This window comes from Halogranum roseipondis (genome assembly GCF_059695585.1).
In genome coordinates this window covers 2,237,373-2,257,711 of sequence record NZ_CM185235.1, presented here as the reverse complement: position 1 = coordinate 2,257,711, position 20,339 = coordinate 2,237,373, and the positions used below count along the sequence as shown (strand labels likewise).

General features: G+C 65.6%; 21 protein-coding genes. 9 read left to right on the top strand and 12 right to left on the bottom strand.

The annotated features are described in order from the left end of the window. Window positions 1–437: 437 nt before the first annotated feature. From EOHIBHHM_RS11740 to cofG, 3 genes are all read right to left on the bottom strand, one after another. Entirely contained in the window at window positions 438–2,090 is a 1,653-nt protein-coding gene (locus EOHIBHHM_RS11740; RefSeq protein ID WP_497250765.1) for a Coenzyme F420 hydrogenase/dehydrogenase, beta subunit C-terminal domain, read from the bottom strand. Next, a complete protein-coding gene (locus EOHIBHHM_RS11735) occupies window positions 2,083–3,789 on the bottom strand; it encodes a nitrite/sulfite reductase (protein ID WP_497250763.1) in 1,707 nt (568 codons plus the stop codon). Before EOHIBHHM_RS11735 ends, EOHIBHHM_RS11740 begins: the two co-directional genes overlap by 8 nt. A gap of 265 nt (window positions 3,790–4,054) precedes the next feature. Next, window positions 4,055–5,161, bottom strand: coding sequence for a 7,8-didemethyl-8-hydroxy-5-deazariboflavin synthase subunit CofG (cofG, locus tag EOHIBHHM_RS11730; RefSeq protein ID WP_497250761.1), 1,107 nt, complete (start codon window positions 5,159–5,161; stop codon window positions 4,055–4,057). A gap of 137 nt (window positions 5,162–5,298) precedes the next feature. Between cofG and EOHIBHHM_RS11725 the strand changes: the two genes are divergently transcribed. After that, window positions 5,299–5,619, top strand: a complete 321-nt coding sequence (locus EOHIBHHM_RS11725) for an EthD family reductase (RefSeq protein ID WP_497250759.1) — start codon at window positions 5,299–5,301, stop codon at window positions 5,617–5,619. 5 nt (window positions 5,620–5,624) lie between these two features. Here EOHIBHHM_RS11725 and cofC read toward each other — a convergent pair whose 3' ends face one another. From cofC to EOHIBHHM_RS11705, 4 genes are all read right to left on the bottom strand, one after another. Further along, entirely contained in the window at window positions 5,625–6,314 is a 690-nt protein-coding gene (cofC, locus tag EOHIBHHM_RS11720; protein ID WP_497250757.1) for a 2-phospho-L-lactate guanylyltransferase, read from the bottom strand. Window positions 6,315–6,367: 53 nt separating this feature from the next. Next, window positions 6,368–7,162, bottom strand: a complete 795-nt coding sequence (locus tag EOHIBHHM_RS11715; protein WP_497250755.1) for a hypothetical protein — start codon at window positions 7,160–7,162, stop codon at window positions 6,368–6,370. Then, window positions 7,131–8,312 carry a tubulin/FtsZ family protein gene (locus EOHIBHHM_RS11710; RefSeq protein WP_497250753.1) on the bottom strand — a complete coding sequence of 394 codons (1,182 nt, stop codon included), beginning with the start codon at window positions 8,310–8,312 and terminating at the stop codon, window positions 7,131–7,133. The genes EOHIBHHM_RS11715 and EOHIBHHM_RS11710 overlap by 32 nt, the downstream gene beginning before the upstream one ends. Window positions 8,313–8,626: 314 nt before the next feature. Further along, window positions 8,627–9,511 (bottom strand): complex I NDUFA9 subunit family protein, encoded by an 885-nt coding sequence (locus tag EOHIBHHM_RS11705; RefSeq protein WP_497250751.1) that lies wholly within the window; start codon window positions 9,509–9,511, stop codon window positions 8,627–8,629. 137 nt (window positions 9,512–9,648) lie between these two features. On the opposite strand from EOHIBHHM_RS11705, the gene tmk reads away from it, so the two are divergent. From tmk to EOHIBHHM_RS11685, 4 genes are all read left to right on the top strand, one after another. Then, window positions 9,649–10,233: a dTMP kinase gene (gene tmk / locus EOHIBHHM_RS11700; RefSeq protein WP_497250749.1), complete on the top strand. Its 585-nt coding sequence runs from the start codon at window positions 9,649–9,651 to the stop codon at window positions 10,231–10,233. A 1,167-nt stretch (window positions 10,234–11,400) separates the two neighbouring features. After that, window positions 11,401–12,618, top strand: a complete 1,218-nt coding sequence (locus EOHIBHHM_RS11695; RefSeq protein WP_497250747.1) for a Cdc6/Cdc18 family protein — start codon at window positions 11,401–11,403, stop codon at window positions 12,616–12,618. Between the two features lie 70 nt (window positions 12,619–12,688). Further along, complete coding sequence (locus EOHIBHHM_RS11690) at window positions 12,689–13,306, top strand: class I SAM-dependent methyltransferase (RefSeq protein ID WP_497250745.1); 618 nt, start codon at window positions 12,689–12,691, stop codon at window positions 13,304–13,306. Window positions 13,307–13,401: 95 nt separating this feature from the next. Continuing rightward, window positions 13,402–15,075, top strand: a complete 1,674-nt coding sequence (locus EOHIBHHM_RS11685; RefSeq protein ID WP_497250743.1) for an AMP-binding protein — start codon at window positions 13,402–13,404, stop codon at window positions 15,073–15,075. 25 nt (window positions 15,076–15,100) lie between these two features. Here EOHIBHHM_RS11685 and EOHIBHHM_RS11680 read toward each other — a convergent pair whose 3' ends face one another. Further along, window positions 15,101–15,418 (bottom strand): DUF7991 family protein, encoded by a 318-nt coding sequence (locus EOHIBHHM_RS11680; RefSeq protein ID WP_497250741.1) that lies wholly within the window; start codon window positions 15,416–15,418, stop codon window positions 15,101–15,103. A gap of 126 nt (window positions 15,419–15,544) precedes the next feature. On the opposite strand from EOHIBHHM_RS11680, the gene pdhA reads away from it, so the two are divergent. Continuing rightward, complete coding sequence (pdhA, locus tag EOHIBHHM_RS11675; protein WP_497250739.1) at window positions 15,545–16,594, top strand: pyruvate dehydrogenase (acetyl-transferring) E1 component subunit alpha; 1,050 nt, start codon at window positions 15,545–15,547, stop codon at window positions 16,592–16,594. A gap of 19 nt (window positions 16,595–16,613) precedes the next feature. Here the strand turns inward: pdhA and EOHIBHHM_RS11670 are convergent, their stop codons facing one another. Both EOHIBHHM_RS11670 and EOHIBHHM_RS11665 read right to left on the bottom strand, forming a co-directional pair. Further along, window positions 16,614–16,985, bottom strand: a complete 372-nt coding sequence (locus EOHIBHHM_RS11670) for a hypothetical protein (RefSeq protein ID WP_497250737.1) — start codon at window positions 16,983–16,985, stop codon at window positions 16,614–16,616. An 80-nt stretch (window positions 16,986–17,065) separates the two neighbouring features. Beyond that, window positions 17,066–17,299 (bottom strand): Lrp/AsnC ligand binding domain-containing protein, encoded by a 234-nt coding sequence (locus EOHIBHHM_RS11665; RefSeq protein WP_497250735.1) that lies wholly within the window; start codon window positions 17,297–17,299, stop codon window positions 17,066–17,068. Window positions 17,300–17,405: 106 nt separating this feature from the next. On the opposite strand from EOHIBHHM_RS11665, the gene EOHIBHHM_RS11660 reads away from it, so the two are divergent. Then, window positions 17,406–18,092 (top strand): potassium channel family protein, encoded by a 687-nt coding sequence (locus EOHIBHHM_RS11660; protein WP_497250733.1) that lies wholly within the window; start codon window positions 17,406–17,408, stop codon window positions 18,090–18,092. A 2-nt stretch (window positions 18,093–18,094) separates the two neighbouring features. Continuing rightward, window positions 18,095–18,325, top strand: a complete 231-nt coding sequence (locus EOHIBHHM_RS11655; RefSeq protein ID WP_497250731.1) for an Lrp/AsnC family transcriptional regulator — start codon at window positions 18,095–18,097, stop codon at window positions 18,323–18,325. 144 nt (window positions 18,326–18,469) lie between these two features. On the opposite strand, the gene EOHIBHHM_RS11650 is transcribed toward EOHIBHHM_RS11655, so the two are convergent. Continuing rightward, complete coding sequence (locus EOHIBHHM_RS11650) at window positions 18,470–18,976, bottom strand: DUF5813 family protein (RefSeq protein ID WP_497250729.1); 507 nt, start codon at window positions 18,974–18,976, stop codon at window positions 18,470–18,472. A 126-nt stretch (window positions 18,977–19,102) separates the two neighbouring features. Between EOHIBHHM_RS11650 and EOHIBHHM_RS11645 the strand changes: the two genes are divergently transcribed. Beyond that, entirely contained in the window at window positions 19,103–19,387 is a 285-nt protein-coding gene (locus EOHIBHHM_RS11645; RefSeq protein WP_497250727.1) for a winged helix-turn-helix transcriptional regulator, read from the top strand. Between the two features lie 470 nt (window positions 19,388–19,857). Here EOHIBHHM_RS11645 and EOHIBHHM_RS11640 read toward each other — a convergent pair whose 3' ends face one another. Then, window positions 19,858–20,049 carry a DUF8015 family protein gene (locus tag EOHIBHHM_RS11640; protein WP_089820748.1) on the bottom strand — a complete coding sequence of 64 codons (192 nt, stop codon included), beginning with the start codon at window positions 20,047–20,049 and terminating at the stop codon, window positions 19,858–19,860. Window positions 20,050–20,339: the final 290 nt, after the last annotated feature.

Here is a 20,339-nt window from a genome sequence, read left to right as displayed (position 1 = left end):
TACTATATTTTCAGAGAGATTATACGAAGGCGATGCCGAAGCGGATTCAATATGTGAATGGAGACGTTAATCTGGAGAACAGCTGGTGAATCCTGCAAACGGACCTCCATAATCTCTCGGACGATTTTTTTGGATGATTTTCTCTATTTTATGGCTTTTCTGGACGATGTCACATACTTTTAAATGTGTATGAGACATTGTTTCACCTGCCCATGGCAGCCATGGGCGAACGAGCCGGAATGCCATCTCTGGCGCAGGCAGGACTGCCTATCCAGAGGTCGTAGGTCGGTTCGCAACCTCGATCTCCCCTTCGAAGGGGGAGGTCGGGTTCTACTGAAATTCTGACACGAGAACTATCATCTCAATTTATCATGCCAGCTCTGATAACTCTCGAAGAGTGGACTGATCGACCGCCTGATTCCATCTGTTAGTCCCTCTCAGTGGCCTGACTCGTGTGGATTCGTCGGCGTCCCGTACTGTTCGGCGTGTTCGGTGTACTCGATGAACCGGGGCGCGTCCGGGTCGAACGGTCGTTCCAGCGACTCGAACGCCTGCTTCTTGTCCCACGACTGCAGCCCGCCGATGGCGCTACGGTCTTCGAGGTCGTGGTAGTCGAGGTCCGGCTCGGTGAGCTGCCACGCCTTCAACCCCTGTTCGGTGCGGACGACGACGCTCGAGTAGTCGTCGGCGCTCCCGACGGACCCGACCGCCAGATCCGCACAGTAGCCGCTGAAATCCGCACACTCGCTACAACCTTTGAGCGCCGCGTCGTGGAAGTTCTCGACGTCCTCTTCCAGGATCTGGTCGCCGTCGTGGTCGTACGCCATCAGTTTCCCGTGCAGCACGTCGAGTTTGCCGATCTCCGCGGGCGGGAGGCCGCGCTTCTCTTCCAGTTGCTCGCCGACGAGTCGGTAGTAGTTGAAGTTCTTGGTGCACATCAGCGCGATGGTGTAGTCGATGGCGCGCACGCCAGCCTCCTGGCTGCCGTACTCCCACTGGAAGTCCTGCAGCGCGCGGATGCCTTCGATCTCACACGGCGTGCCGACGAGCGCGAGGCTCGCCTCCTCCCACGGGACGTCGAGTTTCCCCTCCCAGCGACGGGGATCGAGGTTGCCGAGCGCCATCGTCTGGTTGTAGATGCTCCCCGCGTTGGCGACGAGTTCCTCGTGGGTCGTCGCGAGGAAACTCTCGGCCTTCCACGGTTCCTCGTCGGACTCGGTGGCGACGAGCGCGCCGTCGATCTCACCCGCCTCCAGAAGGTGGCTGAGCACGCTGGTGACCACGCCGCCGTCCTGCGCTCCTTCGGCCCAGTCGTCGTCGATCTTCGCCGAGAACTCGGTGATGGGGTCGCCCGCGCCCGTCACGTTGTCCTCGCCGCCGGTGATCTTCCACTGACGCTCGTAACGGAGCCCGCCCCGCGGGCAGAAGTCCCAACAGAGCGAACAGCCGGTGCACATCTTCACGAGCTCCGGGAGGCCGTCGTCGCCGATGCCGATGGAGTCGGAGGGGCAGGCGGCGACGCAGGTTCCACACTGGATGCAGCGGTCGGTGTCGATCACCGCCGCGTCGAGTTCCATGAACCAGGTCTTCTCGTCGGGCGTCTCGATGTCGTTCATCTCCCGGCGGATGCTGGAGTCGGGCGTGTCGAGGTCGACGCCGTCCGGGACGCCGACGCGCTCCGCGGAATCGCCGTCGGCGACGTTCCGACCGGTCCCCGTCGCGGGCGCGGTGAACTCGACGTCGCCGAGGCTCCCCTCGGCGTCGACGTTCACCGGCTGTGCGCCGCCGTCGGGGGCGACGTCACTCGGTGTGCTGCCGTGGGCCGCGTCGTCGACGTCGCCGGTCCGTCGGCGACGGAACCGGATCGGCTTCCCGCCGTGGTCGTCGGGTTGCCGGGGTGGGACGTGGTCGACCGCCGGCACGGCGGTGTGGTCGCCGTCGTCGTGGACCTCCGGAACGTGTGGAAGCGGGTCCGTTCGCCCCGACTCGACGAGTTCGGGGGCGGCGTCGGCCGGCGCGTTCAGGGGAGCGTCGCCGGCCGGTGCGTTCGACGGAGCGTCGTCGGAAGCCGACCGCTCGGGGTCAGTCATCGGCCGGTACACCTCCCGAGACGTCCGCTTCGACGCTGCGAAGCAGGTCGCGCAGACGACCGTCGTCGACGCGGCGGCACCACTCGTAGAACCGTTCGCCGTCGGTTCGTTCCTCGGAGTAGACCGCGAGCAACGCCTCCAGTGCCGGAATCACGGCGTCGGCCGGGACCGCCGTCTCGATCCAGTCGACGAACGCGTTGTCGCTGCCGAGGCTGCCGCCGAGGCCGACGTCCATCCCCTCGACGATGGTGTCGCCTTCGTCGTTCGTACTCGCGGCGTCGCCGTCGACCTTGACCGTCTCCCCGCGGAAGCCGACGTCGGCGATCTGCGGCTGGGCGCAGGAGGCCGAACAGCCGCTCATGTGCATCCGCACGACGTCGAGGTCGTCGAGCGTGTCGAGACGCTCGTCGAGTTCTCGCGCCCACCGGCGGACGCGTCGCTTGGTCTCGATGATGCCGTAGTTGCAGAACTCGCTGCCCGTACAGCCGACGGCACCGCGCGAGAACGGCCCCGGGTTCGGCTGGTAGTCCGCGGCGAACGGTTCGGCGAGCAGGTCGTCGACGTGCTCCTCGGGGACGTGGCTGACGAGGAAGTTCTGGTCCGTGGCGAGTCTGACCGTCGCGTCCTCGGTCCCGTACCGCTCTGCGGCCCGGGCGGCCTCGACGAACTCGGCACCGCCGATGCGCCCGGCGACGACGTTGAAGCCGACGTACCGGAGACCGTCCTGTTTCTGCTCGTGGACGCCGACGTGGTCGCCGGTGTAGCCGGTGGTCAGATCCTCGCCGCGCGTGTCGAGGTCGACGCTGCAGCGGTCTCTGACCGCCCGCTCGAACGCCTCGGGACCCATCTGCTGGACGAGATAGCGCATCCGGCAGACGCCGCGGTTGTGCCGGTCGCCGAGTTCCGCGAACGTCTGGGCGACCGCGCGGCAGAACTCGACGGCGTCCTCGGGGCGGACGAACACGTCGAGGTCGGAGGCCATCCGCGGCCCGTCCGAGAGACCGCCGCCGACCCGGACGTGGAAGCCGTAGTACCAGCCGTCGTCGAGTCGTCTCCGTGCGGGGACGAGACCGACGTCGTTGATCTGCGACTGCGCGCAGTCCTCACGGCAGCCGGTGACGGTGAGTTTGAACTTCCGCGGGAGGTTCGCGTACTCGCGGTTGCCGGTGAAGAACTCCGAGACGGCGTCGACGACCGGCTGGGCGTCGAAACACTCGTGGTCGGTGAGACCGGCGGCCGGACAGCCGAGGACGTTGCGCGCGGAGTCACCGCAGCCCTGGATCGTCGTGAGACCCACCTCGTCGTAGCGCTCCCAGATGGCGGGGACGTCCTCGATCCGGATCCAGTGCATCTGGACGTCCTGTCGGGTGGTGATGTCGAGGAAGGCGTCCCCCCAGACGGGGTTCTGCGTCTCGCCGCCGTACTCCTCGGGGGCGGTCGCGTACTCCTCGGCCACCTCGCCGACGACCCGTGCCTGTTCGGGCGTGAGTCGACCGCCGGGAACCTTCGTCCGCAGCATGAAGTAGCCCCGGTGGGTACCGTGGGCGTACATCCCGGCCCACTTCAGTCGTTCCCACTCCCCGTCGCCCGCCCGTTCCTCAATCTCGTCGAACGTCAACCCCTCCTCGGCGTACGCGTAGACGTCGTCGACGACGTCCAGCGGGTGCTTCTCCCGTTTCCACCGCTCGACCGCGTTCATCGCCCGCTCCCGTCTCGCTCTGTTCGAGATGCGTTGTCAGTGCTCATGGTTGGCGAGCACGTTTCCCACGGACGACCATGTACGTCCCCGTCGACGCCACTTCTGCCTGTGCTCCGGGACGGGAGCAGCGGGGGCCGGTGTCTGTGACGACAGGACTGCACGCCGGTCGCGACGGAGACGGTCGACCCGTCGACGGGTTAGCGAACTGGATCGCGACCGACGTCCGTGCGTCGTATCGGCAGCTGTCGCCGGTACCTGTGACGTGTTACCACTTATCGACCAGCGAGCGGTAGCGACGACCCGCGTCGTCGTCGGCAGCGAGGGCCGTGCGAACCCGCTCTGCGACCCAGTCGCCCCCGCCGTTCGGCGACTCCGGCAGGAACCGTTCGTAGACGGGGAGTCGTTCGCCGAGCGGGACGCCGCCCTCGTCGGCGACGTCGTGGAGTTCCCGCAGCGCGGGCCACTCGTAGTCGGGGTTGATGTAGTCGTCCGTCACCGGCGAGACGCCGCCGAGGTCGTCGATGCCGCAGTCCAAGAGCTCTCGGGCGGGCGCGAGGTTGGGCGGCACCTGCACCGAGATCTCCTCCGGCAGGCAGACGCGCGCCATCGCGACGACGCGGCGCATCGTCTCCAGCGACGGCCCCTCGTAGTCGGAGCGCTCGTTCGGGACGACGTTCTGGACGATGAGCTCCTGAACGTGACCGTACCGCTCGTGGAGGTCGCGGACGGCGAGCAGGCTTTCGGCGCGGTCGCGCCAGTCCTCGCCGATGCCGACGAGGATGCCCGTCGTGAACGGGACGCGCGTGCGACCGGCCGCGCTGATCGTGTTGAGTCGCTGGCCGGGCGTCTTCCGACGGTTTCCCGCGTGGGCGTCGACGTCGGCCGTCGTCTCCAGCATCACGCCCATGCTGGCGTTCACCTCGCGGAGTCGCTCGAACTCGGGTTCGGTGAGGTCGCCGGGGTTGCTGTGGGGGAGCAGCCCCTCCTCGAGCGCCAGTTCGCACATCGCAGCGAGGTAGTCGACGATAGAGTCGTAACCCCAGTCGTCGAGTTGGTCGTGAATCTCGGTGTAGCGGTCGTCGGGCTTGTCGCCGAACGTGAACAGCGCCTCCGTACAGCCGGCGTCCGCGCCCAGTCGCAGCTGCTCGCGGACCTGCTCGGGCGACATGAGCGACGCCTGTCCGGGGACGTCGTAGTACGTACAGTACGTACACGTGTAGCGGCACGCCGTCGTCAGCGGGAGGAAGACGTTCCGCGAGAAGGTGAGCGACGGGGCCGCCTCGACGTCGGCCGGCCTGACCGACAGCAGGCGCTCGACGTCCGACTCGTCGATCTCGATCTCGATGCCGTACTCGTCGGCCGCCGGGAACATAGCAGTCGCTCCACGCCGGAGCGAGAAAAGCCCTCCCTTCGAGCGGTCGGTCCGACACTCACCACGAGCGGCTCGACCGTCGACGACACCACCCCGCGGTACGGTTATGGCGTCGGCACCCGAAGCGGGACCGAGTCATGATCAAACTCGTCATCACGCTCGCCCGGAAGGAGGGCACCAGTTTCGAGGAGTTCAAGCAGTACTACCTCGACGAACACGTCCCCATCGCGGAGGAGATCCCGAACCTGCAGAAGTACACCGTCGCGTTCGCGCTGAGTCCAGACCGCAGCGAGTACGACGCCGTCGCCGAACTGTACTTCGAGAGCGTCGATGCCATGAAAGAAGGTCTACAGTCCGAGGCCAACGACGCGGCGCTCGAGGACCTCTCGAACTTCGCCGACCCGGACGCCGGGTTCAACATGGCGACGGAAGAGCTCGTGCAGGTCGACGAGACGTAGGCCGGTTACTCGCGTCGGACGCCGACGCGCCCGTCTGTCACGTCGAGGTCGAACCCGGCGTCGACGAGCCAGTCGCGAGCGACGCCGTCGCCGTGAAGCAACACCTCGACGAGGTCGTCGGGTTCGTCGACGTCGGTCGACAGTCGGAACGAGTCGACGACGTCGACCGGCGCGCCGACCGCCTCGGCCGCCCGGAGATGGTCGCGGAACGAGATACCGTGGTAGTCGACGCGGAAGTCGGGATGCCGAACCACCAGCGCGTTCGTCCCGCCGCCGCGGCCGGGTGCGACGGCGACGCCCTCACCGTCGTCGCCTGCGGTCGTCAACCGCCTGATCGACTCGGGCGTCGCCAGCGGGAGGTCGCTCATCACGACGGCGACGGGGTCGACGGCGGCCGCGAGAGTCGCGTTGACCGCCGCCGAGAGGGGGCTGTCGTCGACGCGGACCGACGTCTCGGTCTCGACGAGCGACGTCGCGTCGCTCGCGTCGGCGAGACCACTCGCCGATTCGTCGCCAGTCGCCGGGTCGTCGAGCGGGGCCGTCGCCACCACGAGCGGATCGTGGCCGGCGGCTCGGACCGCCGTGAGCACGTCCGAGAGCATCGCTCGGGCGAACGTTCGGCGTTCGTCGAGAGAGAGCACGTCCGAGAGCCGGGTCTTCGGCTGCTCGGTCGCGAAGGGGACGACGACGCGCATACCGGCGCTACGTAGTGTGGAAAATAAGGAGTTGGTATCGCGGTCGACCGTGCTCAGCCGAGTTTGTCGTAGGAGTCCTGCTGGGAGCGGTACCACACCACTCCGCCGACGAGGAGACCGACCGCGAGCAACCCGCCCACCGCGTAGAGCGCGAGCTGCATCGTCTGGTCGGACTGCTCGGCCGACTCGGCCTGCGACTGTGCCTCGTTGGCGAGTTCGGTCGCGAGGTCGAACCCCTCTGCGCCGTTCGCGTTGTCGTAGGCGCTGATCGCGTTCGCGAGTGTCTTCTCGGCCTGCTGGCTGTTCGCCCCGTCGACCGCCGTCGACGCCGAGTCGAGCGCCTCGCGTGCGGCGTCGCTCTCCTCGGTGTAGTGGTGGGTCTGCCACGAGTCGATCTCGGTGCTCGACCCGCCGTCGCGGGCCTGCGTCAGCGACACGAACAGGAACTGCTGGGCGGGGTCGTAGCTGTAGTTCTCGACTTCGGGGACCGTTCCGGTCACTTTCACCCGCACCTCGCTGACGTCGTCGGCGGCGGCGACGTCGACGGAGGCGTTCTGTCCGTCGGCGGACTGCTGGTCGAGCTTCGAGCCGGTCTGGTCGTAGCTCGTCACCGTCCACGTGACGTCGGTGAGTTCGGTCTCACCCTGGAGCGTCCACGACTCCAGTTGGGGGTTCTTGTACAGTTCGTCCAGCGTCACCGTCGCGCTCACCTGGCTGCCGGCCTCGGCCTCGTCGGGGACGTCGCTCTCGGCGACGGAGACGGCGGCTGCTGGCGCCGCCACCATCGTCAGGAGGACGAGGCAGGCGACCAGGAGGCTAAAACAGCGACTCGAGTTCGTCTTCGTCATCGTGAACTAAGTTGTCGAGGTTCGTCTCGCTCTCTTGGTTGATCTCGTCGATGTTCTCCTGTGCTTCGATGGCGACCTGCTGGAGCTCTTTGATGCGCGGGACGTTCGTCACGCCCGACAGGAGGATGACGCTCGCGACGAAGCCGCTGCCGGTGACGGGGTAGTCGCCGCCGCGGACCTCCATGCTCCCGGTCTGCTCCTCGAGCCACTTCCGGCCGCGCTCTATTCCTTTCCGGTTGAGGTACGCCGGCGGCCCCGCCATCACGAGCAGCGCGCGTTCGGTTCCCTCGATCTCGCAGGGGAGCGTGAGACGGCCCAGCGCCGCCTTGCGGACGAGGCTCGTGATACGGTTGGTCGTCCGCGCCGTGTCGAGGCCGTCGTCCTCGTTCTTGCCCCCGGTGAGTCGCGAGAGCAGTCCGCCGGAGTTCTGCACCTCCTCGACCTCTTCGCGGGCGTAGCCGACGGTCGAGACGCCGCCGCCGGCGAGCGTGTTGATGATCTCGCTGGAGTCGACGACGCTCTCTGCGACCTCGCCGCCAGTCACCTCGCCTGCACCGAAGAGAATGCCGAACCGCTTGACGATCTCTTCGTTGATCTCGTCGTAGCCGCCCTGCACCGACTCGCCGGTCTTGCGCCAGGCGTCGTTGTCGAAGACGAGCAGGTTGTCCACCTCGCGGACGAACGTCTGGAACGACCGCGCGGCGTTGAGCGTGTAGATGCCACCCTCGTCGCTACCCGGCAACACGCCCAGTCCGTAGACGGGTTCGGTGTAGATGCGCTTGAGATGCTTCGCCAGGACGGGTGCGCCGCCGGAACCGGTGCCGCCACCGAGCCCGGAGACCACGAGGAACGCGTCGACCTCGTGGACGGGTACCGAGTCGATCGCGCCCTGAACCTCGTCGACGTCCTCCTCTGCGATCTCGGCACCGAGCTCGTTGTCGGCACCGACGCCGTGGCCCTTCACCCGCGACTGCCCGATGAGCACCCGCTTCTCCTCCGGGATGTGGGTGAGCCCCATCAGGTCGGCTTTCGCGGTGTTGACTGCGACGGCCGCCTTGACGATTCCGGCGCCGTGGCGCTTGTCGTACTCGACGAACTTGTCGACGATCTTCCCGCCGGCCTGCCCGAATCCGATCATCGCCAGCTTCATAGTTGTATTCCCCTCGTCATTGCGTGAATCCCAAGTGGAAGGGGAAGATAAATTTTGTGATGGCAGAAGGTACGATCTGCTTTCCTATCGAGAGTAGAATCGCAAGACTACGGCGGATTTGCGTATCATCAGAAGTTCGTCAATCGGATACCAGCAGATCGGGAAATTCTAGGTTTCATATGAGTTAGCGTCGGTGGTAACCGTCGGGTTAGGAGGGGGGTATCCGGCGGAGGTCGGATATCCGCCGAGACGGCGAAAATCGGCGTCGAGAAGCGTTCTAACGAGGATGATCGAGGCGGCGACGAGTCCTCTGCTCAGGCGTTGAGATACGAGGAGAGCGTTTTCAGGTCGGCTTCCGCGCGGTCGAACGCGCCGACGTCGTTGTGGCTCGTCGTGTTGTCGAACTTCAGCGAACGGTACTGGTCGGAGCCCATCGGGAACCCCGGAATCTTCCCGCCGATCGAGAGGCCGACGCCGGCGAGACCCATCGGGACGGGGACGACGGTCACCGACCGTCCTTCGGCACCGTGTGCCAGCTTCGCCACCTCGGCGAGCGTCAGTTTCTCGGGACCGCCGATCTCGTAGCTCTTTCCGACGTGTGCGTCGTCGTTGAGCGCGTCCGCCAGCATCGGCACGAGGTCGCCGACCCAGATGGGCTGGAACCCCGTCTTGCCGCCGCCGGGCAGCGGCGTGACGTACGGCGGGGCGAGCTTCTTGGTGAACGGGACGAACTCGCCGCCCTCGCCGAAGACGACGGAGGGACGGAAGATGGTCCACGCGAGGTCGGAGGCTCGGACGATCTCCTCGGCACGTCCCTTCGCGCGGATGTACGCCGTCGGTCCGTCCGGATCGGCACCGAGCGCACTCATCTGGACGAACCGCTCGACGCCGTGTTCTTCGGCCGCCTTGACCGCGTTCTCCGTCCCGCCGAGGTGGATCTCCAGATGCTTCTCGTCGCCACCTTTCGGCTTGAACAGGGGCGAGAGCGCCACGAGGAAGAAGACGGCGTCCTGTCCCTCGAAGGCGCCCTCCATACTGTCGTAGTCGGTGACGTCACCGGTCGCGGTTTCCACGCCGTCGGGGAGTTCCTCGTCGTCCGGACTGCGCGAGAGAACCGTCACCTCGTGGCCGCGCTCGAGGAGCTCTCGGCTCAGGTTCGTCCCGATGAAACCGCTGCCGCCGATGACCAGAACTTTCATAGCTGAGATATCTCACGGAACGAACGTAAAGCTACCGCGCGATGCGGCGGTGTCTGCCGGTTTCGGCTAGTACGGGCCGCGAGACGGGAGACGAGTAGCTATCAAGGTTTAAGCCACGTCACCCGGGTTCTCCTCGTATGCTCGTTACGCTCGAAGGCCTCGACGGCAGCGGGAAGTCGACCGTCTGGGAGGCGCTCCACGACAGCTACCCCGACGCAGTGTTCACACACGAACCGACGGAGTCGTGGTACGGGGAGGCGGTCAACCGCGCCATCGAAGACGACGAGGCCGACCCGCTGGCGACGCTGTTTCTCTTCACGGCCGACCACGCCGACCACCTCTCGCGAGTGATCCGTCCGGCGCTCGCCGACGACGAACTCGTCGTCTCCGACCGATACTCGGACTCGCGGTTCGCCTACCAGGCGGCGAGTCTGTCCGACTCGGAGCTCGCCCGTCCGCTGGAGTACATCCGCGGTATCCACGCGGCGTTCTCACGGCCGCCGGACGCGACGATCTACCTCGACGTCGACCCCGAGACCGCCGCCGCACGGAGCGGCGCGACCAACAAGTTCGAACAGGCGAGCTATCTCGCAGAGGTCCGGGCGAACTACGAGCGCCTGATCGACGCCGAATCAGAGCGGTTCGTCCGCGTCGACGCCACGCAGTCACCCGAAGCGGTCATCGACGCCGTCGAGACCGCGCTCGAACGACTGGTCGAGTGAGCGGTCGAAGGTGAGACTGCGAGCGCGTGTTTCCGCTGTAAGCGTGACGAGTGACCCAGCGGTGCGAGAGTGCGAGTGCGGGTTTCCGCTGTAAGTCGGACGAAGGAGGTCGATCGAACGAGCGACGGCGACGACTGTCACCTCTCCACGCGACGGAGACCTGTCGTCGAGTCGCTCGCGAGGACGACGAGAACTCGATCGAGATCGTAACCGTCCGGACCTATCAGATTTCCCCCATTCTCTTTCTTCGCTCCGAGAGTGCGAGTGCGTGTTTCCGCTGTAACTGACGGAGCGACGAAGCGTCGAGGATAGTTGTGTGTCGTGTCTATTTAAACAGACGCGACCAGTGCGGGTTTCCGCTGTAAATTCGGCGAAAGAACGGTTCTAGAGCCGCCTTTCTAGCCTATAGCTACAATAAATAGAAAGATTTATAATATATATATATATATATATATATATATATATATATATGTGTGTGTGTGTGTGTGTGTGTGTATGTGTGTGCATTAAATCGAATCGACGCGAACTGGATGTCGATTCGTCTGACGAAGCGTCGAGACCAGGAGTGTGAGCGGTGACAAACGCGGACGCGTTCCGTCAGAGGACGACACTAGCGAGACCGAGAGACGGCCACCGCCCTTGGCCGTTTACAGCGGAAACGTGCGCGTCCACACTCGTCGACTGGACGGCGGGCGGTCGAGGTGATTCGGTACCGACGTGTTCTACGGCCACCCCACCCCGAGCGTTTACAGCGGAAACCCGCCCTCCCACACCGACTCGGGTGTCGGAGAGAGTCTTTTCGGAGTGCTGTTTGGTCTTCGGAACCGTCGACGACGTTCCGAACCGGAGACGTCGGCTGGACGAGAAACGTCCCCTCCCCTCCACGGTTTACAGCGGAAACACGCGCGTCCTCTCTCGTCGACCCCGTCTCTTCTTCCTGGCTGTCATTTCCTTCTCGTCGACCCCGTCTCTCCGCCAGCGACTGACCACGCGAATACAGCGGAAACGTCCACCGACGCTCCTTAGAGCGGAAACGCTGCCGCGGGCGGTACGCGTCTTTCCGTTCTAACGTGCAGTACTTGCCGTTACTGTTCGATGGAACCGCCGAGTTACAGCGGAAGGACGCATATAAACACTCAAGAGTGTTGCCGGAGCTTGAGAGAGACGATGGGCGACATCTCCAACTACTTCGAGGGGGTCACCACCGTCTTTCGGAACAAGGACCTCCTGCAGATCGACCACGTCCCCGACAACGAACGCCTCATCATCGGTCGCGAGAGCCAGTTGAACGCGCTCGCGACCGGCCTCCAGCCGGCCGTCGAGGGGCAGAAACCGAACAACGTGCTGATCTACGGGAAGACCGGGACGGGGAAGTCGCTCTGCTCGAAGTTCATGGCCCGGCAGTTGGTCTCTGCCGCCTCGGAGAACGACGTCTCGGTGGGCGTCGCCTACGTCGACTGCTTTCAGGACTCGACCGAGTCGCAGGTGATCCGCTCGCTCGGGTCGACGATCAACGACCAGGAGGTGACCGACGAGACGTTCCCCGCCAGCGGGGTCTCGACCTCCGAGTGTTACAAACGCGCCTGGCGCGTCATGGACGAACTGTACGACGTCGTCGTCGTCGTCCTCGACGAACTCGACAAGATGGACGACCCGAACTCGGCGCTGATGAACCTCTCGCGAGCGGCCGAAGCCGAGAAGATCCAGTCGTGCAAACTCGGCATCATCGGCATCAGCAACAAACCGCGGTTCAAAGACCGACTCAACGAGCGCGCTCGCTCGAGTCTCTGTCAGCGCGACTTCGTCTTCCCGCCGTACGACGCCGACCAGATCGAACAGATCCTGGAGGCGCGCGACGGCGCGTTCAAAGACGACGTGCTCGAACCGGGTGTCATCCCACGCGCCGCCGCGCTCGCGGCCCGTGAACACGGCGACGCGCGGAAGGCGATCGACATTCTCCGAACCGCCGGCGAGATGGCCCAAGAGGAACAGGCCGAGACGGTCCGTGAGGGGCACGTCGACGCCGCCCAGGTGCAGACCGAACGCGACCACCTCATCGAGGTGCTGGCCGAACAGCCGCCGCACTCCCGCTACGTCCTCAAGTCGGTCGCGCTCCTCGACCAGCGGATGGCCGACGACCGGGCGGTCAAATCGAGCGACGTGAACCAGCTCTACCGACAGATCTGCACCGAACAGTACAGCTCCGACCCGCTCTCGTGGCGTCGCGTACGGGATCTCCTACACGAACTGGAGTTCCTCGAGATCATCGAACGGAAACGGAAGGGGGCGGGACGGGGTGAGGGTGGCTACATGGAGACCCACCTGCTCGACGCGCCCGAGATCGTCATCGACGCCTGCGACGCCATCGAGTCCGACGCTCACTGATCTGTCATCAGCTCTCCCCTGTTCGTCCGAACTCCGCGAGCATTTATCCACCCCCGTCCTTGCATCAGCTGTGAATCCAGACGAGAACCACCACGGGTGGGCGAACCGCTCCGGGGACTTCTCGCCCGCCTACTACGCGGAGATCGGTCCCAACGAGGTGAGCGAGACGCTCGCGACGGTGTTCGAACACTTCGCGCGCGACGACCCCACCGTCCTCGAAGTCGGCTGTAGCTCCGGTCGCCACCTCGCACACCTGCTCGACCACGGGTACGAGAACCTCACCGGGATCGACCTCAACGACGAGTCGTTCGAGGTGATGGCCGACTCCTATCCCCAGTTGGCCGAGACGGGAACGTTCCTCGCCGGTGCGATCGAGGAGCTCCTGCCGAAGTTCCCCGACGACAAGTTCGACGTCGTCTACTCGGTCGAGACGCTCCAACACGTCCACCCCGACGACGAGTGGGTGTTCGAGGAACTGGCTCGCGTCTCCGACGACCTCGTCGTCACCGCCGAGAACGAAGGAAACAGCCCCCAGCGCGGCCGTGGCGGGGACGACGTGAGCTACGTCAACGACGACTTCCCGCTCTATCACCGCGACTGGAAGGACGTCTTCACCGACCTCGGCCTCGCACAGCTCCTCCGCGAACCGAGCAAGCGCGATACGGTCCGCGTGTTCCGGGTTCTCTGAGCACGGCGCTTCGTCTCCCGGCCTCTCGTCTGATCGCTGCTCCCCCGACTCACCGACCCGACAGTATTTGTGAGGGTCGTGTGAACTCTCCGCACATGACGTGGTACGTCTCCGTCCCGACCGACTCCTACGACGTCGCCCGCGAGGAGTTCTCGTGGGCGTTCCCCGACGACTACAACGCGGCGTACGACCTCCTGCGGAAACACGACGACCCCGACGACCGGGTCGCTCTCTCACAGCTCGCCGCCGACGGAACTCGCGAGGACTACACGTTCGCCGACCTCGACCGGCGGTCGGACCGGGTCGCGAACGCGCTTCGCGCTCGCGGCGTCGACCGGGGCGACCGGGTCGCGGTGTTCGTCCCGCAGAAGCCCGCGAACTTGCTGACTCACCTGGCCTGTTGGAAACTTGGTGCGGTGTCGCTCCCGCTGTCGACGCTCTTCGGCGAGGACGCCCTCCGCTTTCGCCTCCGGGACAGCGAATCGGTGGTGGTCGTCGCCGACGAGAGCGTCCGCGACGTCGTCGCCGCCGCCGTACCCGACTGTCCCGACCTGACACACGTGCTGACGGTCGACGCGGCGGAGACAGTCACCACCCCCATCGACACCGCCGACGCGACGACTGTCGAGCGGTTCGCGGCCGTCGTCGACGACGCGGACCCGACGTTCGACCTCGTCGACACCGACCACGAGACGCCGGCCATCGTGATGTACACGAGCGGGAGCACCGGACCGCCGAAGGGGGTGCTTCACGGCCACGGCGTCTGGGCCGGTCACTGTCCGGCGTTCTCGATGTACTTCGAGCACGACGTCGACGCCGACGACGCCGTGTTCTGGACGCCGGCGGACTGGGCGTGGATCGGCGCGCTCGGCGACCTCGTCTTCCCGGCGTGGCACTACGGGCGGCCGGTCGTCGGCACGCCGACGGGCTCGTTCGATCCCGAGCGAGCGTTCGAGACGCTCGAAGCGTTCGACGTCACGCACACGTTCCTCCCGCCGACGGCGATCCGGATGATGATGCGCGTCGCCGACCCGACCGGCCGGTTCGACCTCTCGGTGCGGGCTATCTGTTCGGGCGGGGAACCGCTGACGCCCGAGATCCTCGCGTGGGCCGACGAGGCACTCGGCGGCGTCGCCGTCAACGAACTCTACGGGCAGACGGAGGCGAACCTCCTCGTCACCAACTGCCGACAGTGGTTCGAGGCCCGCCCCGGAAGCATGGGAAAGCCCGTCCCCGGCCACGACGTCGCCGTCGTCGACCCCGAGACGGGCGAACGACGGGAGACGGGGGCGGTCGGAGAGATCGCCGTCCGACGCGACGGCGACCCGGTCGTGTTCGCGGCATATCTCGACGACCCGGAGCAGACGGCCGCCACGACGGTCGGCGACTGGCATCTGACGGGCGATCTGGGCGTCGAGGACGACGCCGGCTACTTCTGGTTCAAAGCCCGCGACGACGACCTCATCGTCACTAGCGGCTACCGGGTCGGGCCGGGCGAGGTCGAAGGAGTGCTGCTCGACCACGAGGCGGTCGAGCAGGTCGGCGTCGTCGGTGTCCCCGACGAGATGCGCGGCGAGGTCGTCAAGGCGTTCGTCCAACCCGCCGCCGGCGTTGGTGAGTTCGAGACGGTGCGCGAGGAGCTCCAAGATCTCGTCCGGGACCGACTCGCGAAGTACGAGTATCCGAGAGAGATCGAGTTCGTGGACGAACTGCCGCAGACGACGACCGGGAAGATCCAGCGCCGGAAGCTCCGGGAGCGGGAGACGTGAGTCGAATCGGCTGCCGGCGGCCTCCTCAGCGGGTGTCCGGGAGTTCGTACTCGTCTGGCGAGGGGATGTACAGTACGTCGATGGTGAACCCGAGTGCGAGCGGCATCCCGATCATCACGCCGACGGCCGCGGCGGGACTGCCGAGGTCGACGCCGATGCCGAACACGCCCGAGAAGACGAGCGTCGTCGTCAACAGGACGACCGGGATGAGAAGCAGGGCGTAGAGCACCGACCCCCACTGCGTGTTCAGGCGGATGCGGAAGAACCGGGTCATCACCGCGGCGATGAGCGTGTGAACCACGAGGACAACCCCGAGGAGGACGAGGTTGATGACCGAGACCATACCGTCGCTACGGGGTCGGTCGACTTTGCCCTGTCGGAAGCGGGGTCGACGCACGACCACCCCTCGCCGTCACGCCGTCGTCCCGTTCCCGCCTGATTTATCACCGTCGACCGTGACGCACCGGCCATGCACCGATGCATCGGCGAGCGGTCTCTCGACGGGACGGAGGTCTCAGTCGACGAGGCACGCGCGCTCTACCGGGATATGGTCCGGGCCCGTCGCTTCGACGAGCGGTCGGTGGCGCTCCAGCGCCGCGGCTGGATGAGCGGCTACCCGCCGTTCGAGGGGCAGGAGGCCTCGCAGGTCGGGGCCGCTCACGCGATGGCCGACGACGACTGGCTGTTTCCGACCTACCGTTCGAACGCCCTCCAACTGGCCCGCGGCGTCCCGCCCTCGGACATCTTCCTCTTCCGTCGCGGCCGCGCGGAGTACCACTCCGACCACGACGTCCCGGTGTTCCCGCAGGCGGTCCCCATCGCGACGCAGATCCCCCACGCGACCGGGGCCGGGATGGCTCGGAACTACCGCGGTAACGAGGAGGCGATGCTCGTCTGTTTCGGCGACGGGGCGACCAGCGAGGGCGACTTCCACGAGGGGTTGAACTTCGCCGGCGTCTTCGACGCGCCGGTCGTCTTCTTCTGTGAGAACAACGGCTGGGCCATCTCGTTGCCGCGGGAACGGCAGACGGCCACCGACTCCATCGCGGTCAAGGCCGACGCCTACGGCATCGAAGGCGTCCAGGTCGACGGCAACGACCCGCTCGCCGTCTACGAGATGGTCTCGGACTGTCTCCGGAGCGCCCGCGAGGGGAACCCGGTGCTCGTCGAGAGTCTCACCTACCGACAGGGGGCACACACCACCGCTGACGACCCGAGTCGCTACCGCGACGAAGAGCCAGATCTCCCCGAGTGGCGGCGACGCGACCCGCTGGAGCGCTACGAGGAGTACCTCCGCGAGCAGGGCGTCGTCGACGACGGGTTCGTCGAGTCGGTGTACGACGACGCCGACGAGGAACTCGCCGCCGCGGTGGAGAAAGCCGAGTCGGTCGACCCCGCCGACCCCGACGAACTGTTCGACTCCGTCTTCGCCGACCTCCCGCCGTCGCTCCGCGAGCAGCGGGCCGAACTCCACGGCTTCCTCGAACGACACGACCCGCAGGAACTGGATCTGAGTTAGCGAGCGACCGGGATTCCCGTCAGGAGTGCTGTCCGGTCACGATCTGCAGCAGTCGCACCGTCGCCATCGACCCCAGAAAGCCGACGATCGCACTTATCGTCGCCACCGGGACGAGGGCGAGCAAACCTTGGACGGCCACGCTCACGACGAACAACCACGCGAACCGTCGTCCCGACGACGAGTACCCTCTCACTCGCGCGACGTCGTCGACCCACGTACCGGCGACGCCGACGACCGATCCGACCGCGACGAACGCCAGTCCATCGACTGTCAGAACGGCGTCCCACCGGCTGAGCACCGGGAGGAGCGCGCCGATGGCGACGAGGCCGCCGACGTAGAACAGCAGTTCGCGCGTGACGGACGGCGTCTCGGCGGACTGCGTGGAGGGCATCTACGGTCTCGAAAACGGTGGCTGTCGGATAAGTGACGCGATCGTCGTTAGCGACGCTCGTCAGTCGTCGACGCTCGGGTTCAGTCGTCCAACGAGATGTAGGTCTTCGCGTCGTCGACGCCCTTCAGTCCCTGAATGTCGCTGGAAGAGGTCTTCAACACGTCGTACACTTCGTCGGTGTCGAGTTCGGCGATGATGTCCCAGTTGCCGGCGACGATGTGGGCCTCGGCGATCTGACCGAGGTCGCGGATGGCGTCGACCAACCGTTCGGACTCGCCGGCGGCCGTCTTCACCATGATGAACGAGTGAACCATGGTGGTGTGGTACTCACCAACACGGGAAAAACCTTGCTCCGGCGCGGAGATGGTGTCGGTCGCCGCCGGGGTAAAGTTATTCACCTCCCCTGTCGTACGGTGTGCCATGCGGTTCGTTATCATAGGGGCGGGACGGGTTGGTCTTCGCACGGCACGTGTCTTGCGTGAGGAAGGCCACGAGGTAACGCTCATCGAGTCGGACTCGGACATCGCAGAACGCGCCCGGACCGCCGGTTTCGAGGTGATCGAGGGTGACGGCGCACACGAGGCCGTCTTGGAGGAGGCAGGTGTCGACGAGGCGGACGCCGTCGGCGCGCTCACGGCGGATCTCAACGTCAACTTCGCCGCCTGCATGATCGCCAAACACCACGGCTGCCGAACCGTGATGCGTATCGACGAGGACTACCGCGAGGAGATCTATCAGAAGTACGCCGACGAGGTCGACGAGATCGTCTACCCCGAGCGACTCGGCGCTATCGGTGCGAAGAACGCCCTCCTCGGCGGGTCGATCCGCGCCATCGCCGACATCGCTCAGCATCTCCAGGTCGTCCTCTTCACTGTCACCGAGGAGTCACCGATGAACGGCTACACGATAAGCGAGGTCGCACTCCCCGCGCAGGCGCGCATCCTCGCGTTCGGGAAAGACGGCGAGTCGATGGGGATCCCGCTCCCCGACGACTCGCTGGAGACCGGCGACCGACTCGCCGTACTGGCGGACTTCTCGGTGCTCGACGAGGTCCGCCAGCTGCTCGTCGGACAGGAGAGTGCCGCGATGGCCCTGGGAGGTGAGTAACAATGGTCACAGCCTACATCATGGTCAAAGCGAACACGGGCGAGGCAGACCGTCTGAAGGGAGAGATGGAAGCGCTCGAGGGCGTCACGTCCGCGCACATCGTCGCCGGCGACGTCGACTTCATCGTCAAGGTCAACGTCGAGACGCCCGCAGAGGTGAAGAACATCGTCGCCGATCACATCCAGGCGATCGACGGCGTCGAAGACACCCAGACCTACATCTCGATGGACTGAGAGGGGTTATCGTAGCCAGCTGGCAGACGAGTGGTTCCTAGTGAACCACAGGGTTCGATTCTCAGGAAGAGTATCTATGGGATTCTACGATACGCCCTCTGAGTCGGTCGTCGACCGCCTCTCGGTCGGTTCTCTCCGCCGTCTTCACTGCGAAGCGCCGCTGCTACTGCCACCCGCTTGGCGAGCGGTATCGACGAGCGACGTCACGGGGGCGGTGTACTGGTAGCCGGGGATGATCCCCTGGACGAACGTCCCCTCGACGTAGTCGATGACGGCACCGGCGTCGTCGACGCCGCGGCGCTCGTCGATGTCGGCGAAGGAGACGCGGACGACCGCCTGTCGACGCTCCCGTTCGACCGTCGGGTCGAGGTCGTGGTCCGCGGCGGTGACACCGCCGATGTCCTCGACGCGGAGTGCGAACGTCTCGTACCAGCCCTCTTCGACGACGTCGGCGACGTGGTCTTCGGTCACCTCGTCGAGCATCGGGACGCGGACGGTGACGTGGAACTGGAGTCGGCCGTCGTCGACGCTGTCGACGTCGACGACACCGTCGAACGGGGTGACGGTCGACTCGTAGCGTCCCGCTTCGAGCGCTTCGAACGCGTTGTGGTCGCGGAAGGCGCGACCGACGCGACCGGGGAGTTCGGACATATCCCGACTCAGGGCGTCAGCGAACAAAAGCGCGCCGTGTTCGACCGAGCCAAGCCGAGCCGAGCGGACCCCGGTCGGTGACCGAGACACGGAACGCATTTACCACACTCTGTACTTCTCGGGAGTATGGTAGAGTCCGAACAGAGCAGTGTCAGCCGTCTCGTCGAACTCCTCGATGACCGCCTGAAGCAGTCTGAGTGGGAGATTCTGACGGCGCTGGCCGCTGCGGACGGTTCGCTCACGATCGACGAACTGGCCGAAGAGACCGGATACACCGAACGAACAGTGAAGAAGCGCGTCGGGACGCTCGAAGACCAACTCCAGGGCGGGACGCTCCTCCAGCGGGACGACGACGGCAACCCGCTGCTCCACCCGCAGTTCGCCCAGGCAGTTCGGAGCTACGCTTCCTGAGCGGTCGTCTCGCGTTTCTCTCTCCACTGTAGTCACTCGTGTAACTGTCTCCCCACTCGACCGCACGACAGCGACCGGTCGGGTGTGTGACGACGTGCACTCGTTACTGGACTTCGCTTTGTGACTCGCGACCACCGCCACCAGGTGGGACGGAATGCCCTCTCGACTGCCGTTTGCGGCATGTTTAAGTGATCATGGCTACTGGGTGTAAGTGACGCTTCGCTTTGGAGGGCCGAAGCGTCAGCGGGGACCAATTCAGGGCGGCACCGGCCACGCGACTCTCTTTCCCGCGTGGCCTGCCTAACCCTTTCGTACACTCGACACTCGTTCCGAGAGAGCGTTCGCTGTCTCGAGGACGACTCGTTTCGGACGACTCGTTCTACTCCGTTCAGACACGGAAGTGCGAGGAGCAAGCCCCGTGCTTTCGCGCGGAGGACGGCGACGGCGACGTCACCGATCTGTGGGTCAGCTCACTCGGTCGGCGGGTTCCGAACCATCCCGTCGAACAGCGCGACGCTCGCGACCAGCGAACTGACGGCGCTGGCGGCGTAGAGCGGGATCGTCGAGAGGACGCCGGCGAGACCACCGGTCAGCAGCGTTGCTCCGACGACGAACAGAATCAGGTCGAACCGCGTGGGCGCTGCCGGTGGAACCAGACTCATGGTTGGTAATGAGATATAATTACGCGAGATACGTGTATCTTATGGCGGCGTCGACTGCTCACGACTCGAGCGCGAACTCGAACGTCGCAGTCCCCGCCGCCGTAGCGCCGGCGGTGTGACGGTCTCGCTCTCGGGAGGAGTTGGGCTATCCGTCGACGGGTCGCATCTGGACCCGACAGCGGAGACAGGTCGGCAGGTTCTCGGTGTCTTCCGTCCGGGAGACGCTCACCAGACAGGCCGCACACTCGTATCTGTAGTGCATCGGTGGTTCTCGCTCGACCACTACGCGT